This is a genomic window from Limnohabitans sp., from assembly GCF_023910625.1.
Taxonomy (GTDB): Bacteria; Pseudomonadota; Gammaproteobacteria; order Burkholderiales; family Burkholderiaceae_C; genus Limnohabitans_A.
Map to the genome: position 1 here is coordinate 43,385 of NZ_JAAVVW010000003.1, position 24,803 is coordinate 68,187.

At 61.5% G+C, this 24,803-nt stretch carries 25 protein-coding genes and 1 pseudogene; 24 read left to right on the forward strand and 2 right to left on the reverse strand.

Annotated elements, in window-relative coordinates:
• Positions 1-9: 9 nt before the first annotated feature.
• Complete coding sequence (locus tag HEQ17_RS03075) at positions 10-375, forward strand: Rieske 2Fe-2S domain-containing protein (RefSeq protein WP_296291242.1); 366 nt, start codon at positions 10-12, stop codon at positions 373-375.
• 86 nt (positions 376-461) lie between these two features.
• Complete coding sequence (locus tag HEQ17_RS03080; protein ID WP_296293656.1) at positions 462-1,397, forward strand: S49 family peptidase; 936 nt, start codon at positions 462-464, stop codon at positions 1,395-1,397.
• Positions 1,398-1,439: 42 nt separating this feature from the next.
• On the opposite strand, the gene HEQ17_RS03085 is transcribed toward HEQ17_RS03080, so the two are convergent.
• Positions 1,440-2,210, reverse strand: coding sequence for an SAM-dependent methyltransferase (locus HEQ17_RS03085; RefSeq protein ID WP_296291243.1), 771 nt, complete (start codon positions 2,208-2,210; stop codon positions 1,440-1,442).
• Positions 2,207-2,812 (reverse strand): Maf family nucleotide pyrophosphatase, encoded by a 606-nt coding sequence (locus tag HEQ17_RS03090; RefSeq protein ID WP_296291244.1) that lies wholly within the window; start codon positions 2,810-2,812, stop codon positions 2,207-2,209. Before HEQ17_RS03090 ends, HEQ17_RS03085 begins: the two co-directional genes overlap by 4 nt.
• 115 nt (positions 2,813-2,927) lie before the next feature.
• On the opposite strand from HEQ17_RS03090, the gene HEQ17_RS03095 reads away from it, so the two are divergent.
• From HEQ17_RS03095 to HEQ17_RS03200, 22 genes and pseudogenes are all read left to right on the forward strand, one after another.
• Complete coding sequence (locus tag HEQ17_RS03095; RefSeq protein ID WP_296291245.1) at positions 2,928-3,383, forward strand: YceD family protein; 456 nt, start codon at positions 2,928-2,930, stop codon at positions 3,381-3,383.
• Between the two features lie 138 nt (positions 3,384-3,521).
• Positions 3,522-3,704, forward strand: coding sequence for a 50S ribosomal protein L32 (gene rpmF / locus HEQ17_RS03100; RefSeq protein ID WP_005794249.1), 183 nt, complete (start codon positions 3,522-3,524; stop codon positions 3,702-3,704).
• 108 nt (positions 3,705-3,812) lie between these two features.
• Positions 3,813-4,877: a phosphate acyltransferase PlsX gene (plsX, locus tag HEQ17_RS03105; RefSeq protein WP_296291246.1), complete on the forward strand. Its 1,065-nt coding sequence runs from the start codon at positions 3,813-3,815 to the stop codon at positions 4,875-4,877.
• Entirely contained in the window at positions 4,874-5,851 is a 978-nt protein-coding gene (locus HEQ17_RS03110) for a beta-ketoacyl-ACP synthase III (RefSeq protein ID WP_296291247.1), read from the forward strand. Before plsX ends, HEQ17_RS03110 begins: the two co-directional genes overlap by 4 nt.
• Positions 5,852-5,942: 91 nt before the next feature.
• The gene (gene fabD, locus HEQ17_RS03115; RefSeq protein WP_296291248.1) at positions 5,943-6,893 is read left to right on the forward strand and encodes an ACP S-malonyltransferase; all 951 of its coding nucleotides are present in this window, start codon (positions 5,943-5,945) and stop codon (positions 6,891-6,893) included.
• Entirely contained in the window at positions 6,890-7,633 is a 744-nt protein-coding gene (gene fabG / locus HEQ17_RS03120) for a 3-oxoacyl-ACP reductase FabG (RefSeq protein ID WP_296291249.1), read from the forward strand. Before fabD ends, fabG begins: the two co-directional genes overlap by 4 nt.
• A 74-nt stretch (positions 7,634-7,707) precedes the next feature.
• Complete coding sequence (gene acpP, locus HEQ17_RS03125; protein ID WP_019427049.1) at positions 7,708-7,944, forward strand: acyl carrier protein; 237 nt, start codon at positions 7,708-7,710, stop codon at positions 7,942-7,944.
• A 6-nt stretch (positions 7,945-7,950) separates the two neighbouring features.
• Positions 7,951-9,199 (forward strand): annotated as a pseudogene (fabF, locus tag HEQ17_RS03130) (beta-ketoacyl-ACP synthase II).
• Between the two features lie 15 nt (positions 9,200-9,214).
• The gene (locus HEQ17_RS03135) at positions 9,215-9,709 is read left to right on the forward strand and encodes a hypothetical protein (protein ID WP_296291250.1); all 495 of its coding nucleotides are present in this window, start codon (positions 9,215-9,217) and stop codon (positions 9,707-9,709) included.
• 116 nt (positions 9,710-9,825) lie between these two features.
• Positions 9,826-11,250: a DegQ family serine endoprotease gene (locus HEQ17_RS03140; RefSeq protein ID WP_296293657.1), complete on the forward strand. Its 1,425-nt coding sequence runs from the start codon at positions 9,826-9,828 to the stop codon at positions 11,248-11,250.
• Positions 11,251-11,741: 491 nt separating this feature from the next.
• Positions 11,742-13,550: a translation elongation factor 4 gene (lepA, locus tag HEQ17_RS03145; RefSeq protein ID WP_296291251.1), complete on the forward strand. Its 1,809-nt coding sequence runs from the start codon at positions 11,742-11,744 to the stop codon at positions 13,548-13,550.
• Positions 13,550-14,515, forward strand: coding sequence for a signal peptidase I (gene lepB / locus HEQ17_RS03150; RefSeq protein WP_296291252.1), 966 nt, complete (start codon positions 13,550-13,552; stop codon positions 14,513-14,515). Before lepA ends, lepB begins: the two co-directional genes overlap by 1 nt.
• Positions 14,516-14,540: 25 nt before the next feature.
• Positions 14,541-15,215, forward strand: a complete 675-nt coding sequence (gene rnc / locus HEQ17_RS03155; RefSeq protein WP_296293658.1) for a ribonuclease III — start codon at positions 14,541-14,543, stop codon at positions 15,213-15,215.
• Positions 15,212-16,279 (forward strand): GTPase Era, encoded by a 1,068-nt coding sequence (gene era, locus HEQ17_RS03160; protein WP_296291253.1) that lies wholly within the window; start codon positions 15,212-15,214, stop codon positions 16,277-16,279. Before rnc ends, era begins: the two co-directional genes overlap by 4 nt.
• A gap of 11 nt (positions 16,280-16,290) precedes the next feature.
• Positions 16,291-17,040 (forward strand): DNA repair protein RecO, encoded by a 750-nt coding sequence (gene recO / locus HEQ17_RS03165; protein ID WP_296291254.1) that lies wholly within the window; start codon positions 16,291-16,293, stop codon positions 17,038-17,040.
• Entirely contained in the window at positions 17,037-17,786 is a 750-nt protein-coding gene (locus tag HEQ17_RS03170; RefSeq protein WP_296291255.1) for a pyridoxine 5'-phosphate synthase, read from the forward strand. Before recO ends, HEQ17_RS03170 begins: the two co-directional genes overlap by 4 nt.
• On the forward strand, positions 17,783-18,175 hold the full coding sequence (gene acpS, locus HEQ17_RS03175; protein ID WP_296291256.1) for a holo-ACP synthase: 393 nt from the start codon (positions 17,783-17,785) through the stop codon (positions 18,173-18,175). Before HEQ17_RS03170 ends, acpS begins: the two co-directional genes overlap by 4 nt.
• 37 nt (positions 18,176-18,212) lie before the next feature.
• Positions 18,213-19,298 (forward strand): beta-N-acetylhexosaminidase, encoded by a 1,086-nt coding sequence (gene nagZ, locus HEQ17_RS03180; protein WP_296291257.1) that lies wholly within the window; start codon positions 18,213-18,215, stop codon positions 19,296-19,298.
• Between the two features lie 19 nt (positions 19,299-19,317).
• Positions 19,318-19,635, forward strand: coding sequence for a hypothetical protein (locus HEQ17_RS03185; protein WP_296291258.1), 318 nt, complete (start codon positions 19,318-19,320; stop codon positions 19,633-19,635).
• 447 nt (positions 19,636-20,082) lie between these two features.
• Entirely contained in the window at positions 20,083-21,336 is a 1,254-nt protein-coding gene (locus HEQ17_RS03190) for a TolC family protein (protein WP_296291259.1), read from the forward strand.
• A gap of 37 nt (positions 21,337-21,373) precedes the next feature.
• Positions 21,374-23,545 carry an ATP-binding cassette domain-containing protein gene (locus HEQ17_RS03195; RefSeq protein WP_296291260.1) on the forward strand — a complete coding sequence of 724 codons (2,172 nt, stop codon included), beginning with the start codon at positions 21,374-21,376 and terminating at the stop codon, positions 23,543-23,545.
• Positions 23,542-24,690: an HlyD family efflux transporter periplasmic adaptor subunit gene (locus HEQ17_RS03200; protein ID WP_296291261.1), complete on the forward strand. Its 1,149-nt coding sequence runs from the start codon at positions 23,542-23,544 to the stop codon at positions 24,688-24,690. Before HEQ17_RS03195 ends, HEQ17_RS03200 begins: the two co-directional genes overlap by 4 nt.
• Positions 24,691-24,803 lie beyond the last annotated feature (113 nt).

Below are 24,803 nucleotides of genomic sequence, written 5' to 3' on the forward strand. Positions count from 1 at the left end.
GGACCGCAGATGGAGCCCATGGTCCCTTTGTGCAACAGCGCCGACCTGGTCAACGGTGGGCGAGCTGTGCCTTTTGACATCGTTTACGCCGGGCAGACTTGCCGAGCTTTTGCCATCCGCTACCAAGACCAGGTGCACGCCTACCTGAACCGCTGCACCCATGTGGCGATGGAGATGGATTACCAGCCCGACCGGTTTTATGACAACACGGGGCGCTGGCTCATGTGTGCCACGCATGGAGCCACCTACCAGCCCGAGACCGGGGCCTGCGCGGGCGGCCCCTGCCGTGGCGGCTTGGTCAAAATAGACCTGTCAGAGCGCGATGGCGTGGTTCACTGGCATACTGCCTACAACTTGAAACCCCTTGAATTTTGACCATGCAAGACCCTCAGGACACCCTGCCCAAGCCCGATGAACGCTCAGACCTGCCCCTGCCCGAGCCGGGTCAAAGCGCGGCTGCCATGGAGGTCCAGGAGCGTTGGGCCCGGCAAACCCTGGAAAAACTGGCATTCGCCCAACTGCAAGAGCAGCAGGCAGCGCGGCGCTGGAAGTTGGGGCTGCGACTGGTTTGGTTGGGCATCTTTGTTTTGGTGCTTTGGAAATTGTTCAGTTTCGGCGCTGCATCCACCAGCCCCAGCTTCCCGCACACGGCCCTGGTCAACATCGTGGGAGAGATTTCCCCCGATACCGAGGCGAGCGCTCAAAACGTCATGTCGGCCATGCGCACAGCGCTCGAAGACCCCGGCTCCATGGCATTGGTCCTGTTGATCAACTCACCCGGCGGCAGCCCTGTGCAAGCGGGCTTGATCAACGACGAAATCACGCGCTTGCGGGCTTTGCACAACAAACCCATTTATGCGGTGGTGGAAGAGTCTTGTGCGTCTGCCGCTTATTACATCGCCGCAGCCACAGATCAAATTTTTGTCGACAAAGCCAGTCTGGTCGGCAGCATTGGTGTCTTGATGGACGGATTCGGTTTCACAGGCTTGATGGACAAGCTGGGCGTGGAGCGTCGTTTGATGACCGCGGGCGAAAACAAAGGTTTTCTGGACCCCTTCAGCCCTCAGACTGCGCCCCAGCGGCAACATGCTCAAGCCATGCTGGACCAGATTCACAAGCAATTCATCGCTGCCGTTCGCAAAGGGCGAGGCGACCGTTTGAAAGACAACCCGGAAATGTTCAGTGGCTTGTTCTGGAGTGGTCAGCAAGCGGTGGATCTCGGTCTGGCCGACAGTTTGGGCAACATCGATGGCGTGGCCAGGGATGTGGTCAAAGCGCCCGATGTGATCGACTACACCCAAAAAGAGAACGTGGCAGAGCGTCTGGTCAAACGCTTTGGGGTGGCCGTGGGTGAAGGGACCGTGCGGGCTTTGCGCACCAGTGCAGCCATGCGCTGAGAGGCTTTGCGTGCTGGGCAAGAGCCCAGCCGCCTGCAGACCTTAAGGCCCGATGGCATAGACCGCCGGGGTGTGACCATCGGGGCCTTTGAGGCCCTTTTTCCATTGTGCAATCGTGTGGCTCTGGATGCTCGCCGAGGGCAGTGTCAGGCCGCTGGCAATGGCCAAGCGGGTGTTGGCTTGCAGGCCTTGCAACAGACCTGCCAGCATGGCGGCATTGCGGTAAGGCGTTTCGATCCACAACTGCGTCTGGCCCGTCTTGAGCGCCAGTGACTCCAGTTGTTTCAGCCGAGTGGTGCGCTGTGCCGCGTCTTGGGGCAGATAGCCCACAAAGGCAAAGCTCTGGCCATTGAGTCCGCTGGCGGCCAGGGCCAACAACAAGGATACCGGCCCGACCAAGGGCAAAACCAGCAGGCCCAGGTCATGCGCGGCGCGTACCACCGAACTGCCCGGGTCGGCTACAGCAGGCATACCCGCTTCGCTGATCAGGCCGATGTCGTGGCCTTGCAAGGCGGCCGACAGCATCGACTTACCGTCAAAACCCGATAGGTGATCGCCTTTCTTGTGCACCAGCCGTGGCAACTCGGTGATCTGTTGTTCGGCCAATGGGGCGATCAGCGGGTGGCTTTCGCTCACGCGTTTGAGGAAGGCCCGAGTGGTTTTGGCGTTTTCGCAAACCCAGTGCCGCAAACCAGCCGCTGCGGCCAATGTGGCTTCGGGCAAGACCTGGTGGACAGGCGCTTGCTCCTGGCAAGCAAAATCCAATGGTGTGGGCACCAAAAGCAAGCGCCCTTTGTCTGGACGTGCATTCACAGCAATTTCACCCCAGCCTGGCGAAGCAATCGCGCGGTGCGGATCAGCGGCAGACCGATCAATGCGGTCGGATCGTCGTTGTCGATCGACTCCAGCAGGGCGATGCCCAGGCCCTCGCTTTTGGCACTGCCAGCACAGTCGTAAGGCTGTTCGGCCTGCAGGTAGGACTCGATCTCTTCATCGCTCAGATTGCGGAACACCACCCGCACGGCGGCCAGATCGACAGCTTCAAAGCCGCTGGCCAGGCAAACCACGGCCAGGGCGGTCTGAAAAACCACCATCTGGCCGCGCATTTGGCGAAGTTGTGCCACGGCGCGTGCATGCCCCCCCGGCTTGCCCAAGGGCTGACCGGCCAAATCGGCCACCTGGTCGGACCCGATCACGACGGCCTCGGGGTGGTGGGCAGCCACGGCCCTGGCTTTGGCCAGCGCCAGGCGCAAAGCCAGATGGCGGGGAGATTCGCCGGGTGAGGGTGTCTCGTCCACCTCGGGGGCACTCACGCTGAAGGGCACGCGCAGCCGCTCCAGCAATTGGCGGCGATAAGCAGAGGTAGAGCCCAGCACCACGGGGCGGGCCAAAGATTTGGAATCAGAGATCATCATGGGGGGATTCTCTTACACTGCAGGGATGGAAAAAAAGTTCGATCCTCGCCACCTGGATATTGCAAGGTTTGCCCGGGACTGCGCCCTGTTGGAAGGGCACTCTGCCCTGTCATCCATGACGCGGCTATTGGATGAGCAAGTCGCGGGCAGTCAGCCGCCAGGCTCGGTGGTCTGGCGATTGCAAGGCCGCCTGCAGCCCTGTGCGGGAGGTGCTGACCAGATTTGGCTCGATCTGAGGGCCTCTGTGGCTTTGCCCTTGCAGTGTCAGCGCTGCCTGACGCCTGTTCTGGAGACCGTGCAAGCCGAGCGGTCATTCCGATTTGTGGCTGACGAAGCCACCGCCGCCGCCTTGGACGACGAAGCCGAAGAAGACATTCTGGTGATCAGCCGGGATTTCGATGCCCTGGACCTGGTTGAAGACGAATTGATTTTGTCCCTGCCACTCGTTCCCATGCACGATGTGTGTCCACAAGCCGTGCCCATGTCTGCGGTGGACCCGGATTTTGCGGCGGCGACCGAACGCCCCAACCCCTTTGGCGTCCTGGCGGATCTCAAAACCGGCCAATCCTGATGTGGCGATGTGGGCCGTCTGGGCGGGCGTCTGGCTTGGGCTATAATTTGCGGCTTCGCTCAGGCGTCTGGGCAAATCTCTCATCAACCACAAGCTGCGACCTGACCCGCGCAGCCTCCAAGCTTCCAAGGAGCCATCATGGCTGTTCAGCAAAACAAAAAGTCGCCCTCCAAGCGCGGTATGCATCGCTCGCACAATGCCCTGAACGTGCCCGGCATCGCCGTCGAACCCACCACGGGCGAAACCCACCTGCGTCACCACATCAGCCCCAACGGTTTTTACCGTGGCCGTCAGGTGCTCAAAAACAAATCCGAAGCCTGATCGACGTCAGCCCCAAGCCTCAAGAGGCCCGGCGCTACTTTGCAAGTAGCCTCGGGCTTTTGTTTTTATGAATTTGACATTCAACCGGCTTTGAACTCCGAAAACCCGATGACATCGCCTGCTCCGATCACCTTGGCTGTCGATTGCATGGGCGGCGACCATGGTCCGCGCGTCACACTGGCGGCGTGCCGCCGCTTTTTGTTGAGCCACCCCGAAGCCCGGCTGTTGCTGGTCGGACAAGCCCAAGCCCTGGGGGGATTTGCCGATCCTCGTGCCGAAGTGGTTGCGGCCGCCGAGGTGGTCGAAATGGATGACCCGCTCGAAGTGGCGTTGCGCAAGAAAAAAGACTCCTCCATGCGTGTGGCCATCGAACTGGTGCGTGATGGCAAAGCAACGGCGGCCATTTCGGCGGGCAACACCGGGGCCTTGATGGCCATTGCCCGTTATGTGCTCAAAACCATGGACGGCATTGACCGCCCCGCCATTGCAGGCCAGATGCCCAACTTCAAGGGCGGGGGCACCACCATGCTCGATCTGGGGGCCAATGTCGACTGCACGCCCGAGCATTTGCTCCAGTTCGCGGTCATGGGCTCGGCCCTGGTGTCGGTGCTGCAAAACAAGGACCAGCCCTCGGTTGGCTTGATCAACATCGGCGAAGAAGCCATCAAAGGCAATGAAATCATCAAAAAAACAGGCGAATTGCTGCGTTCTGCCGGCAACTCCGGAGATTTGAATTTTTATGGCAATGTCGAAGGCAATGACATTTTCAAGGGCACGGTGGACATCGTGGTCTGTGATGGCTTTGTCGGCAATGTGGCGCTGAAGGCCAGTGAAGGCCTGGCCACCATGATCGGCGGCTTCTTGAAAAACGAGTTTTCTCGCAACATCTTCACCAAAATGGTTGCAATTTTGGCTTATCCGGTGCTATCTGCATTCAAAAATCGCGTCGATCACCGCCGTTACAACGGTGCGGCCCTTTTGGGTTTGCGGGGCCTGGTGTTCAAGAGCCACGGATCGGCAGACGAAATCGCTTTCGAGATGGCCCTGAACCGGGCTTATGATGCAGGCCGCAACCAATTGTTGGACCGGGTTCGTGAGCGCATCGCCCATGCGGCACCCTTATTGACGGGCGCGCAGGCCGAGCAGACCGAACCCGAGGTCACCCCCCTATGAGAATTTATTCCCGCATTTTGGGCACCGGCAGCTACCTGCCCGAGCATCGACTGACCAATGCCGATTTGGCGGCCGATCTGGCGCTGCAGGGCGTTGAGACCTCGGACGACTGGATTGTCGAGCGCACCGGCATCCGTGCCCGGCACTTTGCGGCCGATCACCAGGCTTGCAGCGATCTGGCCACCGAAGCCGCGCGCAAGGCGCTGCAAGCGGCCGGGCTGGTGGCCAGCGACATCGACCTGATCATCGTCGGCACCTCCACCCCCGACATGGTGTTCCCCTCGGTGGCCACCATGGTGCAACACAAGCTGGGCGCAGCAGGTTGCCCGGCATTTGATGTCCAGGCCGTATGCAGTGGCTTCATTTATGCGCTGACGGTGGCTGACGCCATGATCCAGACCGGGTCGGCGAAGCGGGCACTGGTCATTGGCGCAGAGGTGTTCAGCCGCATCCTGGACTTCAAAGACAGAACCACTTGTGTGTTGTTCGGTGACGGGGCAGGCGCGGTTGTGCTCGAAGCGTCAGAACAGCCCGGCATTTTGGCGACCGATTTGCACGCTGATGGCAAGTACAAAGACATCTTGTGCGTGCCGGGGCACGTCAACCGGGGCGGCATTCTGGGCGATCCCGTGCTCAAGATGGACGGCCAAGCGGTCTTTAAATTGGCAGTGGGCGTGCTCGAAGACACGGCCCGCACCAGCCTGACCAAGGCCCACTTGACCGAAGCCGACATCGACTGGCTGATCCCGCACCAAGCCAACATCCGCATCATGCAAAGCACCGCCAAAAAGCTCAAGCTCAGCGCTGACAAAGTGGTGGTCACGGTGGACCAGCACGGCAACACCTCGGCCGCCTCGATTCCGCTGGCGCTCGACACCGCCGTGCGCGACGGGCGCATCCAGCGTGGCCAGACCCTCATGCTCGAAGGCGTGGGCGGTGGCTTCACATGGGGCTCGGTGCTCTTGCGTTATTGATGCGTTGTTGATTTGACAGGCCCAAGTCAGTGATACACCGTATGCCCCATTTCACTTTCCCGGATTCTTCACAGAGACCCAAAATTTGAACATGACCTCATTTGCTTTTGTTTTTCCCGGCCAAGGCTCCCAATCGGTGGGCATGCTGGACGCCTGGGGCGACCACCCCGTGGTGCGCGACACCCTCCAAGAAGCGTCTGACGCCTTGGGCGAAGACATCGCCCAACTGATCCATGAAGGCCCCAAAGAAGCGCTGGCCATGACCACCAATACCCAACCGGTGATGCTGGTGTCGGCGGTGGCGGCTTACCGTGCTTGGCTGGCAGAAGGTGGCGCCAAGCCGTCGGTGGTGGCCGGACATTCTTTGGGTGAGTACAGCGCCCTGGTGGCTTCGGGTGTGTTGACACTGGCGCAAGCTGCGCCCTTGGTGCGTCTGCGCGCCGCCGCCATGCAGCAAGCCGTGCCCGTGGGCGTGGGGGCCATGGCCGCCATTTTGGGTTTGGCCTCTGACAAAGTCATTGCCGGCTGCCAGGAGGCGCAAGCCACTTTCCCGGCAGGCAGCGCCGAAGTGGTCGAAGCCGTCAACTTCAACGACGCGGCGCAAACCGTGATCGCCGGCAGCAAAGCCGCCGTGGACAAAGCCTGCGAAGTGCTCAAAGGTATGGGTGCCAAGCGCGCGCTGATCTTGCCCGTGTCCGCGCCTTTCCATTCAAGCCTGATGAAGCCCGCCGCCGAAAAGCTGCGCGAAAAACTGGCCACCTTGGCCTTGGGCGCGCCGCAGATCCCGGTGCTCAACAACATCGATGTGGCCATCGAAACCGACGCCGACCGCATCCGCGACGCGCTGTACCGTCAAGCCTTTGGCCCGGTGCGCTGGGTCGAGTGCGTGCAGGCCATCAAGGCCCGTGGCGTGAGCACCCTGGTCGAATGCGGCCCAGGCAAAGTGCTGGCGGGCATGACCAAGCGCATCGACGCCGAATTGAACGGCGTGGCGCTGTACGACCCCGCCACCCTGGCCGAAGTGAAAGGAATCCTGGCATGAGCGAAGCACCAAAACAAATTGCACTGGTCACGGGGGCATCTCGCGGCATTGGGGCATCGATTGCCCAACATCTGGCCCAACAAAGCTTTGTGGTCATTGGCACCGCCACCAGCGATGACGGTGCTGCCAAGATCAGCCAGGCCCTGTCGGCTTATCCCGGCAGCCGGGGGGCCAATCTGAACGTGAACGACGCCGACGCTGGCGCTGCGCTGATTGACGCCATCGTCCAAGAGCACGGCGGCTTGCAAGTGCTGGTCAACAACGCGGGCATCACCCGCGACACCTTGGCCATGCGCATGAAGGACGACGACTGGGACGCGGTGCTCGACACCAACCTCAAGGCGGTCTTTCGCATGAGCCGGGCCGTGATCCGCCCCATGATGAAGCAGCGCTATGGCCGCATCATCAGCATCACCAGCGTGGTGGGCGCATCGGGCAACCCCGGTCAAGCCAATTACGCCGCTGCCAAGGCGGGTGTCGCGGGCATGACCCGCGCGCTGGCCCGCGAGTTGGGTAGTCGGGGCATCACCGTCAACTGTGTGGCCCCTGGTTTCATCGATACCGACATGACCGCCAGCCTGCCCGAAGAACAACAAAAAGCCTTGTTGGCCCAGATTCCTCTGGGCCATTTGGGCCAACCCGATGACATCGCGCATGCCGTGGCCTATTTGGCCGGAACGCATGCTGGCTACGTCACCGGACAAGAATTGCATGTCAATGGTGGCATGTTCATGGCCTGATTCACTGGCCGTTTGGCGAAACCGCCTTTCGGACAGGTAAAATCCCCGTTTTTCACAACCCTCAGAGGGACCCCATGAGCGATATCGAAGCACGTGTCAAGAAAATCATTGCTGAGCAACTCGGCGTTGAAGAGTCACAAGTCACCAACGAAAAAGCCTTCGTGGCCGACCTGGGTGCCGACTCCCTGGACACGGTGGAACTGGTGATGGCACTCGAAGACGAGTTCGGCATCGAAATTCCTGACGAAGACGCAGAAAAAATCACCACGGTGCAAGCGGCGATCGACTACGCCCAAAGCAAGAAGGCCTGATCGACGATGACCCGGCGCCGCGTTGTAGTCACGGGTTTGGGATGCATCAGCCCCGTGGGCAACACGGTGTCTGAGGCATGGTCCAACCTGCTTGCCGGCCAGTCCGGCATTGGCCCCATCACCCGATTTGACGCTTCGGCGATGTCTTGCCGGATCGCGGGTGAAATCAAGAACTTTGACCTCGACTCCTACATCATCCGCCAAAGAAGCGCGGACGATGGACCGGTTCATCCATTACGGCATTGCCTGCAGCTGCCCAGGCGAATTCAAGACGCTGGTCTGCCCATCAGGCGACGCGTTGGGTGAAGAAGAGGCTTGCCGCACCGGGGTCGTGATCGGTTCGGGCATTGGCGGCTTGCCGCTGATCGAAGACACCCACATCGATTACGTGGCGCGAGGCCCGCGCCGCATCTCCCCATTTTTTGTACCGGCCTCGATCATCAACATGATTTCCGGCCATGTGTCGATGCGCCATGGCTACAAAGGCCCGAATCTGGCCGTGGTCACAGCTTGCACCACCGGTTTGCACAGCATTGGCGAAGCCGGTCGCTTGATCGAATACGGCGATGCCGACGTGATGATTGCCGGCGGTTCTGAAGGCACCGTGTCCCCACTGGGTGTGGGTGGCTTTGCCGCCATGCGCGCCTTGTCCACCCGCAACGACGACCCTGCATCGGCATCGCGCCCCTGGGACAAAGACCGAGATGGTTTTGTGCTGGGCGAAGGCGCTGGCGTGATGGTGCTCGAAGAGTACGAACACGCCAAGGCCCGTGGTGCCAAGATCTATGCCGAGCTGTCGGGTTATGGCATGAGTGCTGACGCGGGTCACATGACCGCGCCCAGCATGGACGGCCCCCGCCGCGCCATGCTCAGCGCCATGCGCAACGCCGGCATCCAGGCCAACCAGGTCGATTACCTGAACGCCCACGGCACATCCACCCCCCTGGGCGACATCAACGAAACCCAGGCCATCAAAGCGGCTTTAGGCGACCACGCCTACAAAACCGTGGTCAGCTCCACCAAGTCCATGACCGGTCACCTGTTGGGGGGCGCGGGCGGCATCGAAAGCGTGTTCACCGTGTTGGCGCTGCACCACCAAAAAGTGCCGCCCACCATCAACCTGCACAACCCCGACCCGGAGTGCGATCTGGACTACTGCGCCAACACCGCGCGCGACCTCAAAATCGATGTGGCCCTGAAAAACAACTTCGGATTTGGCGGCACCAACGGCTCTTTGGTGTTCAAACGCCTCTGACCCCGCAAACCCGCCATGCACAACGCCCCCCCTGTGGTCTTTCCGGTGGGGCGTTTTGCTTGGGGGAGGGTGGCGGTGTGGGGAGCAGCCGCACTCTCGGCCATCGGCTTACTCGCCTGGCAATTGCAAACGCAGGCCAGCGGCATCTGGTTGGCGGCCATTTGGGCGGGCTGGTGGGTCTGTCTGCTCGGTACGGCGACCTGGGCACCGCGCCAGAGCTGGGCCAATGGCTACCTGGTCTGGACAGGGCAAGCCTGGTTTTGGCAAGCCGAGCCCATCGAATCCGCAGCGCTGCAGCCCGTCAGTTTATCGGTAGGACTCGATACCGGTCACGCCATGTTGTTATGGGTCAGCCGCCTGGACGCCAGCGCCTCGACCACGGGCCCCAGGGGCAGTGCCTGGTTGCAGCAAAGCGCCATGCCCTCAAAGTGGCACGGGTTTAGATGCGCTGTATATTCGCGCCCCGGGGGGGGCCGTGCGTCCGAACCATCGAACCCAACCCGCCTCTGACCCGCCTTGAAATGAGTGCCCAACACCTCATCTGGGGGTCAATGGCCATTTATGCACAACACAAGGAGACTTTTGTGAAGAGTCATCATTGGATCAACGCCGCCGCAGCGGCATTCATGAGCACGGCATGGCTGGCTGCCTCGCTCACGCTCCCGACCACCGCTGCCCTGGCGCAAACCCCCGGCGTCGCGGTGCGGGGCTTGCCCGACTTCACCGACCTGGTGGAGCAGTTAGGCCCCTCGGTGGTCAATATACGCACCCTCGAAAAAGCACGCCCCAGCGCCGCTGCCGGGGCAGGGCCAGAAGACGACATGCAAGAGCTGTTCCGTCGATTCTTTGGTGTCCCCATGCCCAACGCACCCCGTCAGGCGCCAAGACAAAACCGGCCCGAATCAGAAGCGCAACCCCGGGGCGTAGGCTCCGGATTCATTTTGAGCCCCGATGGCTTCATCATGACCAATGCCCATGTGGTGGACGGAGCCGACGAAGTGCTGGTGACACTGACCGACAAACGCGAATTCAAGGCGCGCATTGTGGGAGCCGATAAACGCACCGATGTGGCCGTTGTCAAAATCCAAGCCACCGGCCTACCGGCGGTCAAGGTCGGAGACGTCAACCGTTTGCGCGTGGGCGAGTGGGTCATGGCCATCGGTTCACCTTTTGGTCTAGAGAACACCGTCACCGCGGGCATTGTCAGTGCCAAACAGCGGGACACCGGCGACTTTTTGCCATTCATTCAAACCGATGTGGCCATCAACCCCGGCAACTCGGGTGGACCACTGATCAACATGCGTGGCGAGGTGGTGGGCATCAACAGCCAGATCTACTCGCGATCCGGTGGCTTCATGGGCATCTCTTTTGCCATCCCCATGGATGAAGCCATCCGGGTCAGCGACCAATTGCGCGCCAATGGCCGCGTCACTCGAGGCCGCATTGGCGTGCAAATCGCGCCGGTCACCAAAGACGTGGCCGAATCCATCGGCTTGGGCAAAGCCCAAGGCGTGTTGGTGCGGGGCGTGGAGGAGGGCTCACCGGCAGAAAAAGCCGGACTGGAAGCGGGCGACATCATTTTGCGGTTGGACGGCAAAGTCATCGAAAAAACAGCAGACCTGCCACGTGCAGTCGGCAACTCCAAACCTGGTCAACGGGTGACGCTGAGCGTCTTTCGTCGCGGCACACAGCGAGACCTCAGCGTCACCGTGGCCGAGCTGGAGGCAGAAAAGCCGGCGAACGCCGTGGCCGAGAAAAAAACAGCCCCCGCAACGGTGGCCCATCTGGGTTTGACCCTCAGTGACCTGTCAGACGCGCAGCGCAAGGAAGCCCGCATACGTGCGGGCGTGCGAGTGGACGCGGCGGTCGATGCGGCTGCACGCGCAGGCATCCGCGAGGGCGATGTGATCCTGGCCGTGGCCAACTCCGAGGTGGCCTCGGTTCAAGCCTTCGAGGCCCTGGTGGCACGTACCGACAAAGCCCGGCCCTTGAGCCTGCTGATTCGCCGTGGCAGCGCGGTGGATTTTGTGACCATCCGCCCTGCACCGTGATGAACCGAACACCCCTGCAACCCCGAAACCCCAAGGTATTCCGGGTTGTGGGGTCTTTCGGGGCATTTCGGGCTGGGCACAGGCCACCAAAAATATATTTCAAGTGTGCGCACGCTGACTTTTTATGGTCATCATCATGAATTTGGCTAAAATTCAGCCACATCTTTCCTGACAGAGGGTGTAAAAAGCGGGGCTGAATTCACCATGCGGTATGAAGCGCATGTTTCCACCAACGATCCACAGGCAACCCACAAGTTGTCCCTTTTTTGACCGGGTGTATTGTGGATAAGTTGTTGATAACTTTCGTGTTGCATGACTGCAACGACCTGCTGAACCCGATCCTGGGGCTGTGCGAGCGGACCAATTTGCCTACAATGAAGTCCCAACTATCGCAGTTGCCATTGATTGTTGGTTCAGGGCGCGTCAACACCAGACGCGCCCTTTTTTCTTTCCCGGATCTTTGATCCACAACCACTTGCAGAACTTCTTTGATGAATCACATCAGAAATTTTTCGATCATTGCCCACATCGACCATGGCAAATCCACCCTGGCCGATCGCTTGATTCAACGATGTGGCGGACTCGAAGCACGCGACATGGAAGCTCAGGTGCTGGACTCGATGGACATCGAGAAAGAGCGGGGCATCACCATCAAGGCGCAAACCGCTGCACTCCAATACCAAGCCCGAGACGGTCAGTTCTACAACCTCAATCTGATCGACACCCCTGGCCATGTGGACTTCTCTTATGAAGTCAGTCGCTCGCTGTCTGCTTGCGAAGGCGCATTGCTGGTGGTCGATGCCAGCCAGGGTGTTGAGGCGCAAACCGTGGCCAACTGCTACACCGCGCTCGACCTGGGTGTGGAGGTGGTGCCTGTGCTCAACAAGATGGACCTGCCCAACGCCGACCCGGACAACGCCCGCGCCGAAGTCGAAGACGTGATCGGCATCGATGCCACCGACGCGATACCTTGCTCGGCCAAGACCGGCATGGGCATCGAAGAAATCCTCGAAGCCGTGGTGGCGCGCATACCGCCGCCCAAAGGGAACCCCGATGCGCCGCTGCGCGCCATGATCATCGACAGTTGGTTCGACACCTATGTGGGCGTGGTCATGCTGGTGCGCGTGGTCGATGGCCAGCTCCTCAAAAACGAGCGCATCCGCATGATGGCCAGCAACGCGGTTTACGAAGCGGGCAGCTTGGGCGTGTTCACCCCCGCCAACCAGCCACGCGAATCGCTCAAAGCGGGCGAGGTGGGTTACATCATCGCGGGCATCAAAGAGTTGCAGGCAGCCAAAGTGGGCGACACCGTCACTCTGGAAAAAAAGCTGCCCAATAACATGGGGCCAGCCACCGAGGCCCTGCCAGGCTTCAAGGAAATCCAGCCCCAAGTGTTCGCCGGTCTGTACCCGACCGAAGCCAACCAATACGACGCCCTGCGCGATGCCCTGGAAAAGCTCAAGCTCAACGACGCATCGCTGCATTACGAGCCCGAAGTCTCGCAAGCGCTGGGCTTTGGTTTTCGTTGCGGCTTTCTGGGCCTGTTGCACATGGAAATCGTGCAAGAACGCCTCGAGCGCGAATTTGACCAAGACCTCATCACCACCGCGCCCAGCGTGGTTTACGAAGTGGTCAAGGGCGACGGCGAAGTCATCATGGTGGAAAACCCCTCCAAAATGCCCGACCAGGGCAAGCTGCAAGAAATTCGCGAGCCCATCGTCACGGTGCACCTTTACATGCCGCAAGACTATGTGGGGCCCGTCATGACGCTGGCCAACCAAAAGCGTGGCGTGCAGATGAACATGGCCTACCACGGCCGGCAGGTCATGCTCACCTACGAAATGCCTTTGGGTGAGATCGTGCTGGACTTCTTTGACAAGCTCAAATCGGTCAGCCGGGGTTACGCCTCGATGGACTACGAATTCAAGGAATACCGTGCCTCTGACGTGGTCAAGGTGGACATCATGCTCAACGGCGAAAAGGTCGATGCACTGTCCATCATCGTGCACCGCACCCAGGCCCAATACCGGGGGCGTGCGGTGGCGGCCAAGATGCGAGAGATCATCAGCCGCCAAATGTTTGATGTGGCGATTCAGGCAGCCATTGGTGCCAACATCATCGCCCGTGAAACCATCAAGGCTTTGCGCAAGAACGTGCTGGCCAAGTGTTACGGAGGCGACATCACCCGCAAACGCAAGCTGCTGGAAAAGCAAAAAGCGGGTAAAAAGCGCATGAAACAAATTGGCTCGGTCGAGGTGCCCCAAGAGGCGTTCTTGGCCATTTTGCAGGTGGAAGATTGATGCAGTTTTTTACGTCTTTGGTGCTGGCCTTTTTTGTCGGCTACGCCGGTGCTTGGTATCTGGGTTTTTTAGAGGGCAACTTTTCCCTGCTGTTGCTGATGGCCACCGTGGTCACCGGCATGTATTGGCTGGCCGATCGCTTCTTCTTTTTGCCGCAGCGCCAAAAAGCGGTCGCGCAGCTTGAGGCCGAGACCGCCCAGCGCCGCGCCGACTTGGCCAAAATGGGCATCGACAAGGTCGACACCGACATCCGCGAGTCTCGCGAAAAACTGCTCATGCAGCCCTGGTGGCTGGACTGGACGGCGGGGCTCTTCCCCGTCATCGTGGTGGTGTTTGTGCTCCGTTCATTCCTGTTCGAGCCTTTCAAGATCCCCTCGGGCTCCATGATCCCGACGCTGCACATCGGCGACCTGATTTTGGTGAACAAATTCCATTACGGCATTCGCTTGCCGGTGGCCAACACCAAGCTCACCGAAGGCACTCCCGTGCAGCGCGGTGATGTGATGGTGTTTCGATACCCCCCCAAGCCCAGCGTGGACTACATCAAACGTGTAGTGGGTTTGCCCGGTGACGAGGTCGCTTACCTGAACAAAAGCCTGACGATCAACGGCAAACCGGTGCCCACCCAAGTGCTGCCCGAATTTTTTGACGAGTCCACCATGCGCTACCACCAGCAACGCAGCGAAACCCTGGGCACCAAGGCACACCAAACCCTGCAAGACGATGACCGTCCGGCTTTTGTGCCCGGGGCTGATCAATTTGCGGGCCGCGAAAACTGCAACTACACCGTCGAAGGCATCACCTGCAAAGTGCCTGCAGGGCATTACTTCATGATGGGTGACAACCGCGACAACTCGCTGGACTCGCGTTACTTTGGTTTTGTGCCTGACGCCAACATCGTGGGCAAAGCCTTTTTCGTGTGGATGAACTTCGGCAACCTCAAGCGCATCGGCGCTTTTGACTGAGGTGGGTGTGGCCACAACTCCCGCACTGTCCGAGCTGCAAATCCGCCTGGGCTACACCTTTGTCCAGCCGCAGTTGCTCAAGCAGGCCCTCACGCACCGCAGCTTCAGCGCCGACCACAACGAGCGCCTGGAGTTTTTGGGCGATTCAGTGCTGAACCTGTCGGTGGCGAACCTGCTGTATGTACAACTGGCCAGTCTGCCCGAGGGCGATTTATCGCGCGTGCGGGCCAACCTGGTCAAGCAAGACACCTTGCACCAACTGGCCAAAACCCTGGATTTGCCTGCCGTGATGCGCTTGGGCGAGGGCGAGATGCGCTCAGGCGGTCAAAACCGCCCCTCCATCCTGGCAGATGCCTTGGAAGCCATCATTGGCGCGGTCTATCTGGACGGCGGCTACAAGGATGCTCAAGACTTGGTCGAGCGATTGTTTGCCCAAGTGGACATCAAACCCGACATGCAGGCGGTGGGCAAAGACCCCAAAACCGAGCTGCAAGAGTGGCTGCAAGGGCGCAAGCTCGCGTTGCCCAAGTACACCGTGGTCGGTACCTCCGGGGCGGCGCATCGACAGCAATTTGAGGTCTCTTGTGAAGTGACCGAATTGCGCCAAACCCAGCAAGGCTCGGGCGCGTCGCGTCGCGCTGCCGAACAAGCAGCGGCAGCCGCCATGCTGCAGACCCTGAAATCTGAAAGCGCCGCATGAGCACCGATAAAAAAACGCCTGAAACTGAACGCACGCCGCATGAGCAAACCATGCGCCGTCCCGTTCAAATTGCGGGCGTGACCATTCAGCCGCGTTCCGCTTCTGAAAACGCATCCGAAGACGCTGCACTGCCTCCGGTCGCTGTCGTCCCCGCGCCTGTGCCGGTGGCAGGCCAGCGCTGCGGCCTGGTGGCCATTGTGGGCAAGCCCAACGTGGGCAAGTCCACCTTGCTCAACGCCTTGGTGGGGCAAAAGATCAGCATCACTTCGCGCAAAGCCCAAACCACGCGCCACCGCATCACCGGTATCCGCACCCAAGGCGCGGCGCAATACGTCTTTGTGGACACGCCCGGTTTCCAGACCATCCACGGCACCGCGCTCAACAAGTCGCTCAACAAGACCGTGGTCGGTGCGGTGAGCGATGTGGATTTGGTCTTGTTCGTGGTCGAGGCGGGCAGCTTCACCACGGCGGACGCCAAAGTGCTGGCGCTGCTGAAACCCGGCATCCCGGTCTTGCTGGTGGCCAATAAATTGGACAACGTGCACCGCCGTGGCGACATTGCGCCTTGGTTGCAAAGCCTGCAAGAGCGCCATGCCTTCACAGAGTTTGTGCCCATGTCGGCCAAGCAGCCCAAAGACATCGAACGCCTGCTGACCATTTGCGAAAAATACCTGCCCGAGCAGCCCTGGTGGCATGCCGAAGACGAACTCACCGACCGCAGCGAGAAATTTTTGGCCAGCGAAATGGTGCGCGAAAAACTGTTCCGCCTGACCGGTGACGAATTGCCTTACACCTCCACCGTGGTGATCGACAAGTTCGAAGAAGAAGCCGGTCGCACCGCCAAACGCATGCTGCGCATTGCCGCCACCATCGTGGTCGAGCGCGAAGGCCACAAAGCCATGGTCATCGGTGACAAGGGCGAAAAGCTCAAGCGCATCGGCACCGAAACCCGCGTCGAGTTGGAAAAGCTGCTGGACGCCAAGGTCTTCATCGAACTGTGGGTCAAGGTGCGATCCGGCTGGGCCGACGACGAAGCCCGCGTGCGCAGCTTCGGCTACGAGTAAATCCACCGCCCATGGCCTCCCAGCGGATTGCAGACGAGCCAGCCTATGTGCTGCACCGCTACGACTGGAGCGAAACCAGCCTGATCTTGGAGGTTTTCACCCGCCACCACGGCCGCACCGCCCTGGTGGCCAAAGGCGTCAAGCGGCCCACATCCAGTTTTCGTCCGGTGCTGCTGCCCTTGCAGCCCTTGTCGCTGGCCTTTGGGGGCGATGGCGACATCCGCACCCTCAAATCGGCCGAATGGGTGGGCGGGCACGTCATGCCCACAGGCGAGGCGCTGCTGTCCGGTTATTACCTCAACGAGCTGCTGATGCGCCTGACCGCGCGCGACGACCCGCACCCGCAGTTGTTTGATGTCTATGCCGCTGCTGTGCGACTGCTCGCCAGTGGCGACGCTCAGGCCCTGCAATGGGCCTTGCGGGCGTTCGAATTGCTGCTGCTCAAGCACATGGGCTTGCTGCCCGCGCTCAACACGCAGACCCTGACCCTTCAGCCGCTGACCCCCCAACACCGTTACAACCTGCTGCCCGAAGCAGGCCTGCAGTGGTTGCCTGACGACGGCTGCCAGGCCCTGACTGGCGCGCAATGGCTGGCGCTGCACACCGCCCTGAATGCGGCCAGCCCGCTGGCGGCACTGCTGCGCGAATGCGCTGACCTGCTGGTGCAACTGCAACGCCCCCTGCGCCTCATGCTCAACTACCATTGCGGAGTCGGCACATTGCGCACCCGCCAAATGATGCTGGACCTGCAAACCCTATGACCCACTCCAAGCAAAGCGTGGCCCTGTCGGTCAACGTCAACAAAGTCGCCTTGCTGCGCAACTCCCGGCACCTGGGCCTCCCCGGCGTGACTCGTGCGGCGCAGCTTTGCCTCCAGGCGGGCGCAAATGGCATCACCATCCACCCCCGGCCTGATGAGCGCCACATCCGCGCCAGCGACGTGCCCGAGCTGCACGCGCTCATGCAAGCCTGGCCCGACCGCGAGTTCAACATCGAAGGCAACCCCTTCCACAACCTGATGGACCATGTGCGTGCCGTGCGCCCGCACCAAGTCACCTTTGTGCCCGACAGCGAAGGCCAGTTCACCAGCGACCACGGCTGGACTTTTCCGCAAGACGCCGAGCGCCTCCAACCCCTGATCGGCGAATGCAAGGCGCTGGGTGTGCGCGTCAGCCTGTTCATGGACCCGATCCCTGAGCAAATGGCCCATGCCCGCGCCGTGGGCGCTGACCGGGTGGAGCTGTACACCGAGCCCTATGCCGCCGCCTTTGGAACGCCCGAGCAAGACCAGCAACTGCAGCGTTACGCCGATGCAGCAGTGGCTGCCCAGCAAGCGGGCCTGGGCCTGAATGCGGGCCACGACCTCAACCGTGACAACCTGCCAGCCTTTGTGGCGGCGGTGAAGGGACTGCAAGAAGTCTCAATCGGCCACGCCTTCATGGCCGATGCGCTGGAGATGGGTTACACCGCCACGGTGCAAGCGTACTTGGCCTGCCTGCAAAAATGATCTACGGCATCGGCACCGACATCTGCGACATCCGCCGCATCAAAGCCAGCCTGGATCGGCACGGCGAGCGCTTTGCCGCCAAGGTGCTGTCTGATGCCGAAATGGCCACCTGGAAGGCCCGCAGCGCCCGCTGGCCCGAGCGCGGCGTGCGCTACCTGGCCACCCGCTTTTCGGCCAAAGAAGCCTTCAGCAAAGCCATCGGCCTGGGCATGCGCATGCCCATGACCTGGCGGCTGTGTGAGGTGGGCAAACTGCCCAGCGGCCAGCCGGTGATCGTGCTGCATGGGGGGCTGAAAGAATGGTTTGAGGCCCAGGGCCTGAAAGCCCACATCACCGTGACCGACGAAAGCGAATACGCCGCGAGTTTTTGCGTGGTCGAAAGCCCTTGAATTACCCGGGTCCGACCCGACATCGAAAGAACAAACCATGAGTATCCACGCCCCCCTGATCATCGACATTGCCGGCACCACATTGACCGCCGTGGACCGCCGTCGCCTGGCGCACCCGCTGGTAGCAGGCCTCATCCTGTTTGGCCGCAACTGGCAAAGCCGTGCGCAGCTCGGCGACTTGTGTGCCGACATCAAAAGCATCCGTCCTGACCTCTTGATCGCGGTTGACCACGAAGGAGGCCGCGTGCAGCGCTTTCGCACCGACGGCTTCACCCACCTGCCACCCATGCGGGCCTTGGGCCAACTCTGGACAGAAGACGACAAAGGCCAACCCGGTTCGGGCGTGCTCAAGGCCTGCGAAGCGGCCACCTCGGCGGGCTTTGTGTTGGCCAGCGAATTGCGCGCCTGCGGGGTCGATTTCAGCTTCACCCCTGTCCTTGACTTGGACCATGGCGAGAGCAGCGTCATAGGCGACCGCGCCTTTGGTCGCGACCCGCGAGCCGTCAGCCTCTTGGCGCGCAGCCTGATGCAGGGCCTCCTGCAAGCGGGCATGGGCAACTGCGGCAAACACTTTCCGGGGCACGGCGCGGTCAAGGCCGACTCGCACGTCGCACAGCCGGTGGACAAGCGCAGCCTCAAAGCCATCCTGAGCGACGACGCGCTGCCCTACCGCCACTTGGGCAGCGTGCTCACGGCCGTGATGCCCGCACACGTCATTTACAGCAAGGTAGATGACCGCCCGGCAGGTTTTTCGTCCCGCTGGCTGCAGGGCATCCTGCGCGAGCAATTGGGCTTTCAGGGCGCGGTGTGCACAGACGACCTGTCGATGGTCGCCGCCCGCCAGATGCACGGGCGCACACTCAGCTACACCGAAGCGGTCCTCACAGCGCTGCAAGCCGGTTGCGACCTGGCGCTGCTGTGCAACCGCTCTACAGACAACGGCGGCGCTGAACTCGATCAAGTGCTCGACCAACTGGCCCAGGCGCAAGTCAAATCGCATGTGCAGCCCAACGAAGCCAGCGAAGAGCGCCGCCTGAACCTGCTGCCCCGCACGCCCGCACGCCCCTGGGACGAGTTGGTGCGCTCGACCGATTACATGCAGGCACTCGAACGCCTGCCCTGATGCCCCAAAGGATGAAACCGTGGCAACTTTGTTGACTTGGCTATTGCACCTGTTCATGGCCCTCTTGGGCCTGGTGTTCTTGTTGGGGCTGTGGGCGGCCTTGGGCCTGTACCTGGTGTGGGCCACCTTGCGCTGGGTGTTGACGGGCCGCAAGCCACAGGTGCTCATGATCTGGCAGCAACTGAACACCATGCGCCAAACCTTCCGGCAGGGCAGCTTCCGCAGGCCTGCACCGGGACCTGCCCCTGCCTGGCGAACCCAGCCCACAGACGAACAAGTGGTCGATGTCCAAGCCCGAGAATTGGACGACAAACCAACCCGCTTGCCACCCCCTTGAGGGGGGGACAGCTCTGCCAGCACCATCCGGGCGGCACTGACCACGACCTGACGCCAAGACGGCAGACAAAAACCGCGACCGATCCCAACACACCCATGGCGGCAATGGCCAGGCGCGAGGAGACCGCAGGCTGCACCCCTGGAACGACGAGCAACGCCGCCAGTGCCCCCCAGGGCTGTGCCATCGGGTGCGTAGCGGTGTCACCCACAAGGTGAGCGTCTTCGTGCTCACAAAGCTCAGGATACATCAGGGTTTCCAGCGGGTTCAAAGCGGGCAACTGCGTTTTCTAGGATTGATCTATCCTGGGTGAATAAAACAGAAACAAACCTTCAGATCGCCCTGGCTGACGTGCAAAGCTGGAGATGGCTAGAATTGCCATTCGAATGAAACTGCGAGAGACAATTGAAAAAACCACTTTTTGCACCGATCAAAACCAATCTCCATTCAATGAACATCATTTTTGTCACATCGATGGCCCTGGCGGGGGTGTTGTTTGCGTTGCCAGCCCAAGCCGACAACGCTTTCCAATACCACAACATGCTGCCCGACATGCTCGACCAGCACCCCGTCGTGCGTGCCGCAGACCAGCAAAGACAAGCCGCAGCCCAAGAAGTCGAAGGTGCCCGCTGGCAATACTTCCCAACCCCATCCTTCGGGGTGGAAAGCAGCAACCAGATCAACCGCCTGCTCGACTCGAGAATGCGCTTTGCCCGACTGCAACAACCGCTCTGGACAGGCGGACGCCTGACCGCCCAGACCGAGCGTGCCAAAGCACAGGCCAGCCTGGCCAACGCCACGTGGCGCGAGCAACGCCACAACCTGGCCACACGCTGGCTAGAACTCTGGGTCGAAACCGTTTCCGCAGGCCGCAGGGTCGAGGCCTTCACCGAATCCGAAGCGCTGCACCAGCGTTACGTCAATCGGGTCCAGGCGCGCGCCTCCGAAGGGCAAATCGCCCGCAGCGAAATCCTCTTGTCGCTGTCACGGCTGGCCAATGTGCGGGCCGAGCTCGAACTGGCCCGCGCCCAGCAGCAACAAGCCCTCAACAGGCTGCGTCAAATGTGGGGACGGCCATGGCCCAACTCACTGCCGATGGGCCTGCCTGACCTGCAGGCCGCAGCGCCCAACGCCCCCGATCCAACGCCCGAGCCAGACGAAAACCACCCCGTGCTGCAAAAAAGCCGTGCCCAAATCGATTCCGCCCAAACCGACGTTGACCTGGCGCGAGCCCGCCTCTCGCCCGAGGTCTATGCGCGCGGAGAAATTATTCACGGCGACATCACCGGCGAAGTGCGCAAAGCCTTCATCGGCATGAGCACCAGCTATGGCGGGGGCCTGTCCAGCCTGACGGCTGTGGGCTCGGCGCAAAGCCGGGTCGAATCCCAGCGACAAGACCTGGAAATGCGCCGCCGCGACCTCATCGACCTGATCACCGCAGACCAGCTCCAGGGCATCACCCAAATGCAACGGGCGCGCCAACTGCAGCAATCGCTGGAAGCCGCAGACGCCTACCTCCAATCCTCTGAGACCCAGTTCGACAACGGCCGCCGCAGTTGGCAAGAACTCATGAACAGTGCCCGCGAAAAAGCCCAACTGCGCGCCCAACTGGCCGACACCAGCGCCCAAGCCTGGCTGGCTGCACAGCGCCTGCGCCTGAACACCCAAGGACTGGACGCCTACCTGGCCCGGCCCGCGCGCTGACAGGTCCATTGCCTTTGCAAGCCACACACCCACCAGCATGGCCCCCCCCGACTCCTCCCAAGCCCTGACCGCCTGCCTGATGCGCCTGTCGCAGTTGCGCCGCGAACCCATCGACGTGCTGCAAGTGCAGTCCCTGCTGCGCGAAGCCCAACTGTCAGAGCAAGTCACGCCGCCCCAACTGCTGCAGGCCCTCACATCGCTGGCCCAAGCGCAGCGCTGGCCCCGTCCGCAAAGCAGTGGCCAGCCCGACCCCTCGCGCCTGCCCGCACTGTTGCTGGAGCCAGACCAGCTCCCCGCCCTCATCGTGGCCAGCCGCAACGACGGCACCTGGACCGTGCAGCGCTGGAGCCCCACGCTGCGGCAATTCAGCGAAGAAGCCGTGCGCGACTTCGCCACCGGCAGCCAGACCGTGCGCCTGCGCATGGTGGCCAGTTTTTCGCCATCGGCCAGCCCCAGCTTCCAATTGGTCTGGAGCGAAATCTGGCGACACCCCCGCGCCGTCCTCGACATCGCCGCCGCCACCCTGACGGTGACGGTGCTGGCCCTGGCCACCTCGTTCTACAGCATGCAGGTTTACGACCGCGTGGTCCCCACCCAAGCCAGCGGCACCCTGTTGGCGATCACCCTCGGCGTCATCGCCTCCATCCTGCTTGAAGTGCTGGGCAAATGGCTGCGCTCGCGCCAGATCCATCACCTGACCGACCTCATCGACCAAAGCCTGGCCCGCACCGTATTTGGTCGCTTTCTGCACATCCGCCTCGACCAATTGCCGCCCAGCGTCGGCAGCACCGCCTCGCGTCTGCGCGGCTACGAAAGCCTGCGCAGCTTTCTGGTCAGTCTGGTCACTCAGGCCATGGTTGACATCCCGCTGGCCTTGCTCACCTTGCTTGTGCTGTTCTTCATGGCCGGCAATCTGGCCTTGATTCCGGGTGCATTTTTGGTCGCCGGGCTGATCGCAGCCACCATCTCCAAGCGCCGCATCGAACACCTGACCCGTCTGGCCACACCATCACTGCACCACAAATCCGGCATCCTGGTCGAAAGCATCGAAGGCGCCGAAACCATCAAGTCGGGGCAGGGCGGCTGGCGCATGCTCTCGCGCTGGCTTGACATCACCGACGAAGCCCGCCAGTACGAGCACCGCTCCCGCGTCCTGACCGAAAACGCCCAGTTCATGGTCGGCGCCTTGCAACAACTGGCCTACATCACACTGGTGGCCCTGGGCGCATTGACCATCGGCATGGACGACTTCACCATGGGGGCTCTCATCGCCTGCTCCATTCTGAGCGGGCGCATCCTCAACCCCATCGCCATGGTTCCCAATCTGCTCATGCAATGGGCCCAAACCAAGGTCGCCGTCGATGACCTCGACCGCTTCTGGAAACTGCCCTCCGATCACCCCGAAGGCACTCAGCCCCTGGTGGCCCCCCTGCACGGCCAATACAGCCTCAGCAACATCGACATGCAATACAGCGGCACGCAGGCCCTGCGCCTGCCCAAGCTCGACATCCGCGCCGGAGAACGCATCGCCGTCATTGGCGGCATCGGCAGCGGCAAGACCAGTCTGCTGCGACTGCTCTCGGGCATGTACAAGCCCCAGGGTGGCCGCATCCTGCTCGACGGCATGGAACTCGAACTCATCGCCAAAGACTGCCTGTCCGAGCACATCGGCTTTGTCGCACAAGACGGCCGCCTGTTTGCAGGCACCCTGCGCGAAAACCTCATCCTCGGCCTGGCCGACCCCGGCGACGAAGCCCTGCTCATCGCGGCCCGCCGCACAGGGCTGTTTGACGCCGCCATCGCGCCGCACCCCAAAGGGCTCGACCGCGAGATCTTTGAAGGCGGCCAGGGCCTGTCTGGTGGCCAACGCCAACTGGTCCACTTCACCCGCGCCCTGTTGCGCCAGCCCAGCATCTGGCTGCTGGACGAGCCCACCGCCTCGATGGACCCGCCACTGGAGCAGCGCGTGCTGCAAACCCTGAGCGAAGAACTCCAAAAGCGGCCCGACAGCACCCTCATCCTGGTCACCCACAAACCGCAGTTGCTCGGGCTGGTCCAGCGCATCATGGTGCTCAACAACCAGCAACTCATGTTCGACGGCCCCCGCGACCAGGTCCTGCAGCATCTGAGTGCTGCACCCCCTCCAGCCGCCCCGGCACCGGCAAACCCATCTGCTCCCCCTACCGCACCCGCACAGGCCACACCATGACCGCCACACCCTCCATCCGTCCAGGCGCAGGACTGCTGCTGCTCGGCACCCTGCTGGCTTTTGTGCTGTGGGCCGCGTGGTTCGAGATCGACCAGATCGTCCGAGCCACCGGCCAGATCATTCCGCAAGAGCGCACCCAGATCATCCAGGTCGCCGACGGTGGCGTGCTGCAAGAACTGCAAGTCACCGAAGGACAAACCGTGCGCAAAGGCCAAGTGCTGGCCCGCCTCGAAAACCAACGCGCCAGCGCCGGCGTGGACGAAGTCCGCAACCGCATCGCCGGCCTCGAAATCACCCGCCTGCGCGCCCAGGCCGAAGCCAGTGCCCAGCTCTTTGAGCCCAACGCCTACCGGCGCAGCCACCCCGACCTGGTGCAGGCCCAGCAATCGCTTTACCAGCAAAACACCGCTGCACTGCAGCAAGAAACCGCCGCCCTGCGCGGCCAGTTGCGGCTGGCCGAAGAAGAGCAGCAACTCAATGAACGGCTCTTCAATAGCGGCGACATCAGCCGAGTCGAACTCATGCGCGCCCAGCGCCAGGTGCTCGACGTGCAGCAACGCATCCAGGCCACGCAAGACAAATTCCGCTCCGAAGCCCGCAGGGAACTGGCCCGCATCGAAGACGAAATCACCGCCCAGCGCAGCCGACTGAAAGAGCGCCAGAGCATCTATGACCACACCATCCTGGAAGCCCCGACCAACGGCATCGTCAAATACCTGCGCTTCAACACCCTGGGCGGCGTGCTGCGCCCCGGTGATGAGCTCATGCAAATCTCGCCCACCGAGGGCCAATACCTCGTCGAAGCCAAGATCAACCCCACCGACATCGGCCAGCTCGAAGTGGGCCAGCACGCCACCCTGCGGCTCGACGCCTTCGACTACAGCATCTACGGCCCTGTAGAAGGCCGCCTGGACTACCTCAGCTCGGACACCCTGAACGAGCCCGGCCCCGACGGCCGCAGCAGCCAGACCTATTACCGCGCCCACCTGAGCCTGCAACTGCCAGCAAACAGCCGCATCCGGCCCGAAGACATCAAACCCGGCCTGACCGTCAGCGTTGACATCCAGACCGGCCGCCGCAGCGTGCTGCACTTCATCGGCAAGCCCATTGCGCGCGCCTTCAGCGGCGCGTTGGGCCAAAAGTGACAAAAACCACCAAGTGGTAAAGAACTGTATCTTTGTACTCACACGATTTTTTATAAGTATTTTGTGGTACTATGACCGCTTCAGTTTTAATTCGAAATCCAAAGTTTTAAGTC

Bases quoted from the DNA above. Each gene is read 5' to 3' on its own strand.
- HEQ17_RS03075 (WP_296291242.1), top strand. From the start codon at position 10: ATGGAGCCCATGGTCCCTTTGTGCAACAGCGCCGACCTGGTCAACGGT.
- HEQ17_RS03080 (WP_296293656.1), top strand. From the start codon at position 462: ATGGAGGTCCAGGAGCGTTGGGCCCGGCAAACCCTGGAAAAACTGGCA.
- HEQ17_RS03090 (WP_296291244.1), bottom strand. From the start codon at position 2,812: ATGATGATCTCTGATTCCAAATCTTTGGCCCGCCCCGTGGTGCTGGGC.
- HEQ17_RS03095 (WP_296291245.1), top strand. From the start codon at position 2,928: ATGACGCGGCTATTGGATGAGCAAGTCGCGGGCAGTCAGCCGCCAGGC.
- rpmF (WP_005794249.1), top strand. From the start codon at position 3,522: ATGGCTGTTCAGCAAAACAAAAAGTCGCCCTCCAAGCGCGGTATGCAT.
- plsX (WP_296291246.1), top strand. From the start codon at position 3,813: ATGACATCGCCTGCTCCGATCACCTTGGCTGTCGATTGCATGGGCGGC.
- HEQ17_RS03110 (WP_296291247.1), top strand. From the start codon at position 4,874: ATGAGAATTTATTCCCGCATTTTGGGCACCGGCAGCTACCTGCCCGAG.
- fabD (WP_296291248.1), top strand. From the start codon at position 5,943: ATGACCTCATTTGCTTTTGTTTTTCCCGGCCAAGGCTCCCAATCGGTG.
- fabG (WP_296291249.1), top strand. From the start codon at position 6,890: ATGAGCGAAGCACCAAAACAAATTGCACTGGTCACGGGGGCATCTCGC.
- acpP (WP_019427049.1), top strand. From the start codon at position 7,708: ATGAGCGATATCGAAGCACGTGTCAAGAAAATCATTGCTGAGCAACTC.
- HEQ17_RS03135 (WP_296291250.1), top strand. From the start codon at position 9,215: ATGCACAACGCCCCCCCTGTGGTCTTTCCGGTGGGGCGTTTTGCTTGG.
- HEQ17_RS03140 (WP_296293657.1), top strand. From the start codon at position 9,826: ATGAGCACGGCATGGCTGGCTGCCTCGCTCACGCTCCCGACCACCGCT.
- lepA (WP_296291251.1), top strand. From the start codon at position 11,742: ATGAATCACATCAGAAATTTTTCGATCATTGCCCACATCGACCATGGC.
- lepB (WP_296291252.1), top strand. From the start codon at position 13,550: ATGCAGTTTTTTACGTCTTTGGTGCTGGCCTTTTTTGTCGGCTACGCC.
- era (WP_296291253.1), top strand. From the start codon at position 15,212: ATGAGCACCGATAAAAAAACGCCTGAAACTGAACGCACGCCGCATGAG.
- recO (WP_296291254.1), top strand. From the start codon at position 16,291: ATGGCCTCCCAGCGGATTGCAGACGAGCCAGCCTATGTGCTGCACCGC.
- HEQ17_RS03170 (WP_296291255.1), top strand. From the start codon at position 17,037: ATGACCCACTCCAAGCAAAGCGTGGCCCTGTCGGTCAACGTCAACAAA.
- acpS (WP_296291256.1), top strand. From the start codon at position 17,783: ATGATCTACGGCATCGGCACCGACATCTGCGACATCCGCCGCATCAAA.
- nagZ (WP_296291257.1), top strand. From the start codon at position 18,213: ATGAGTATCCACGCCCCCCTGATCATCGACATTGCCGGCACCACATTG.
- HEQ17_RS03190 (WP_296291259.1), top strand. From the start codon at position 20,083: ATGAACATCATTTTTGTCACATCGATGGCCCTGGCGGGGGTGTTGTTT.
- HEQ17_RS03195 (WP_296291260.1), top strand. From the start codon at position 21,374: ATGGCCCCCCCCGACTCCTCCCAAGCCCTGACCGCCTGCCTGATGCGC.
- HEQ17_RS03200 (WP_296291261.1), top strand. From the start codon at position 23,542: ATGACCGCCACACCCTCCATCCGTCCAGGCGCAGGACTGCTGCTGCTC.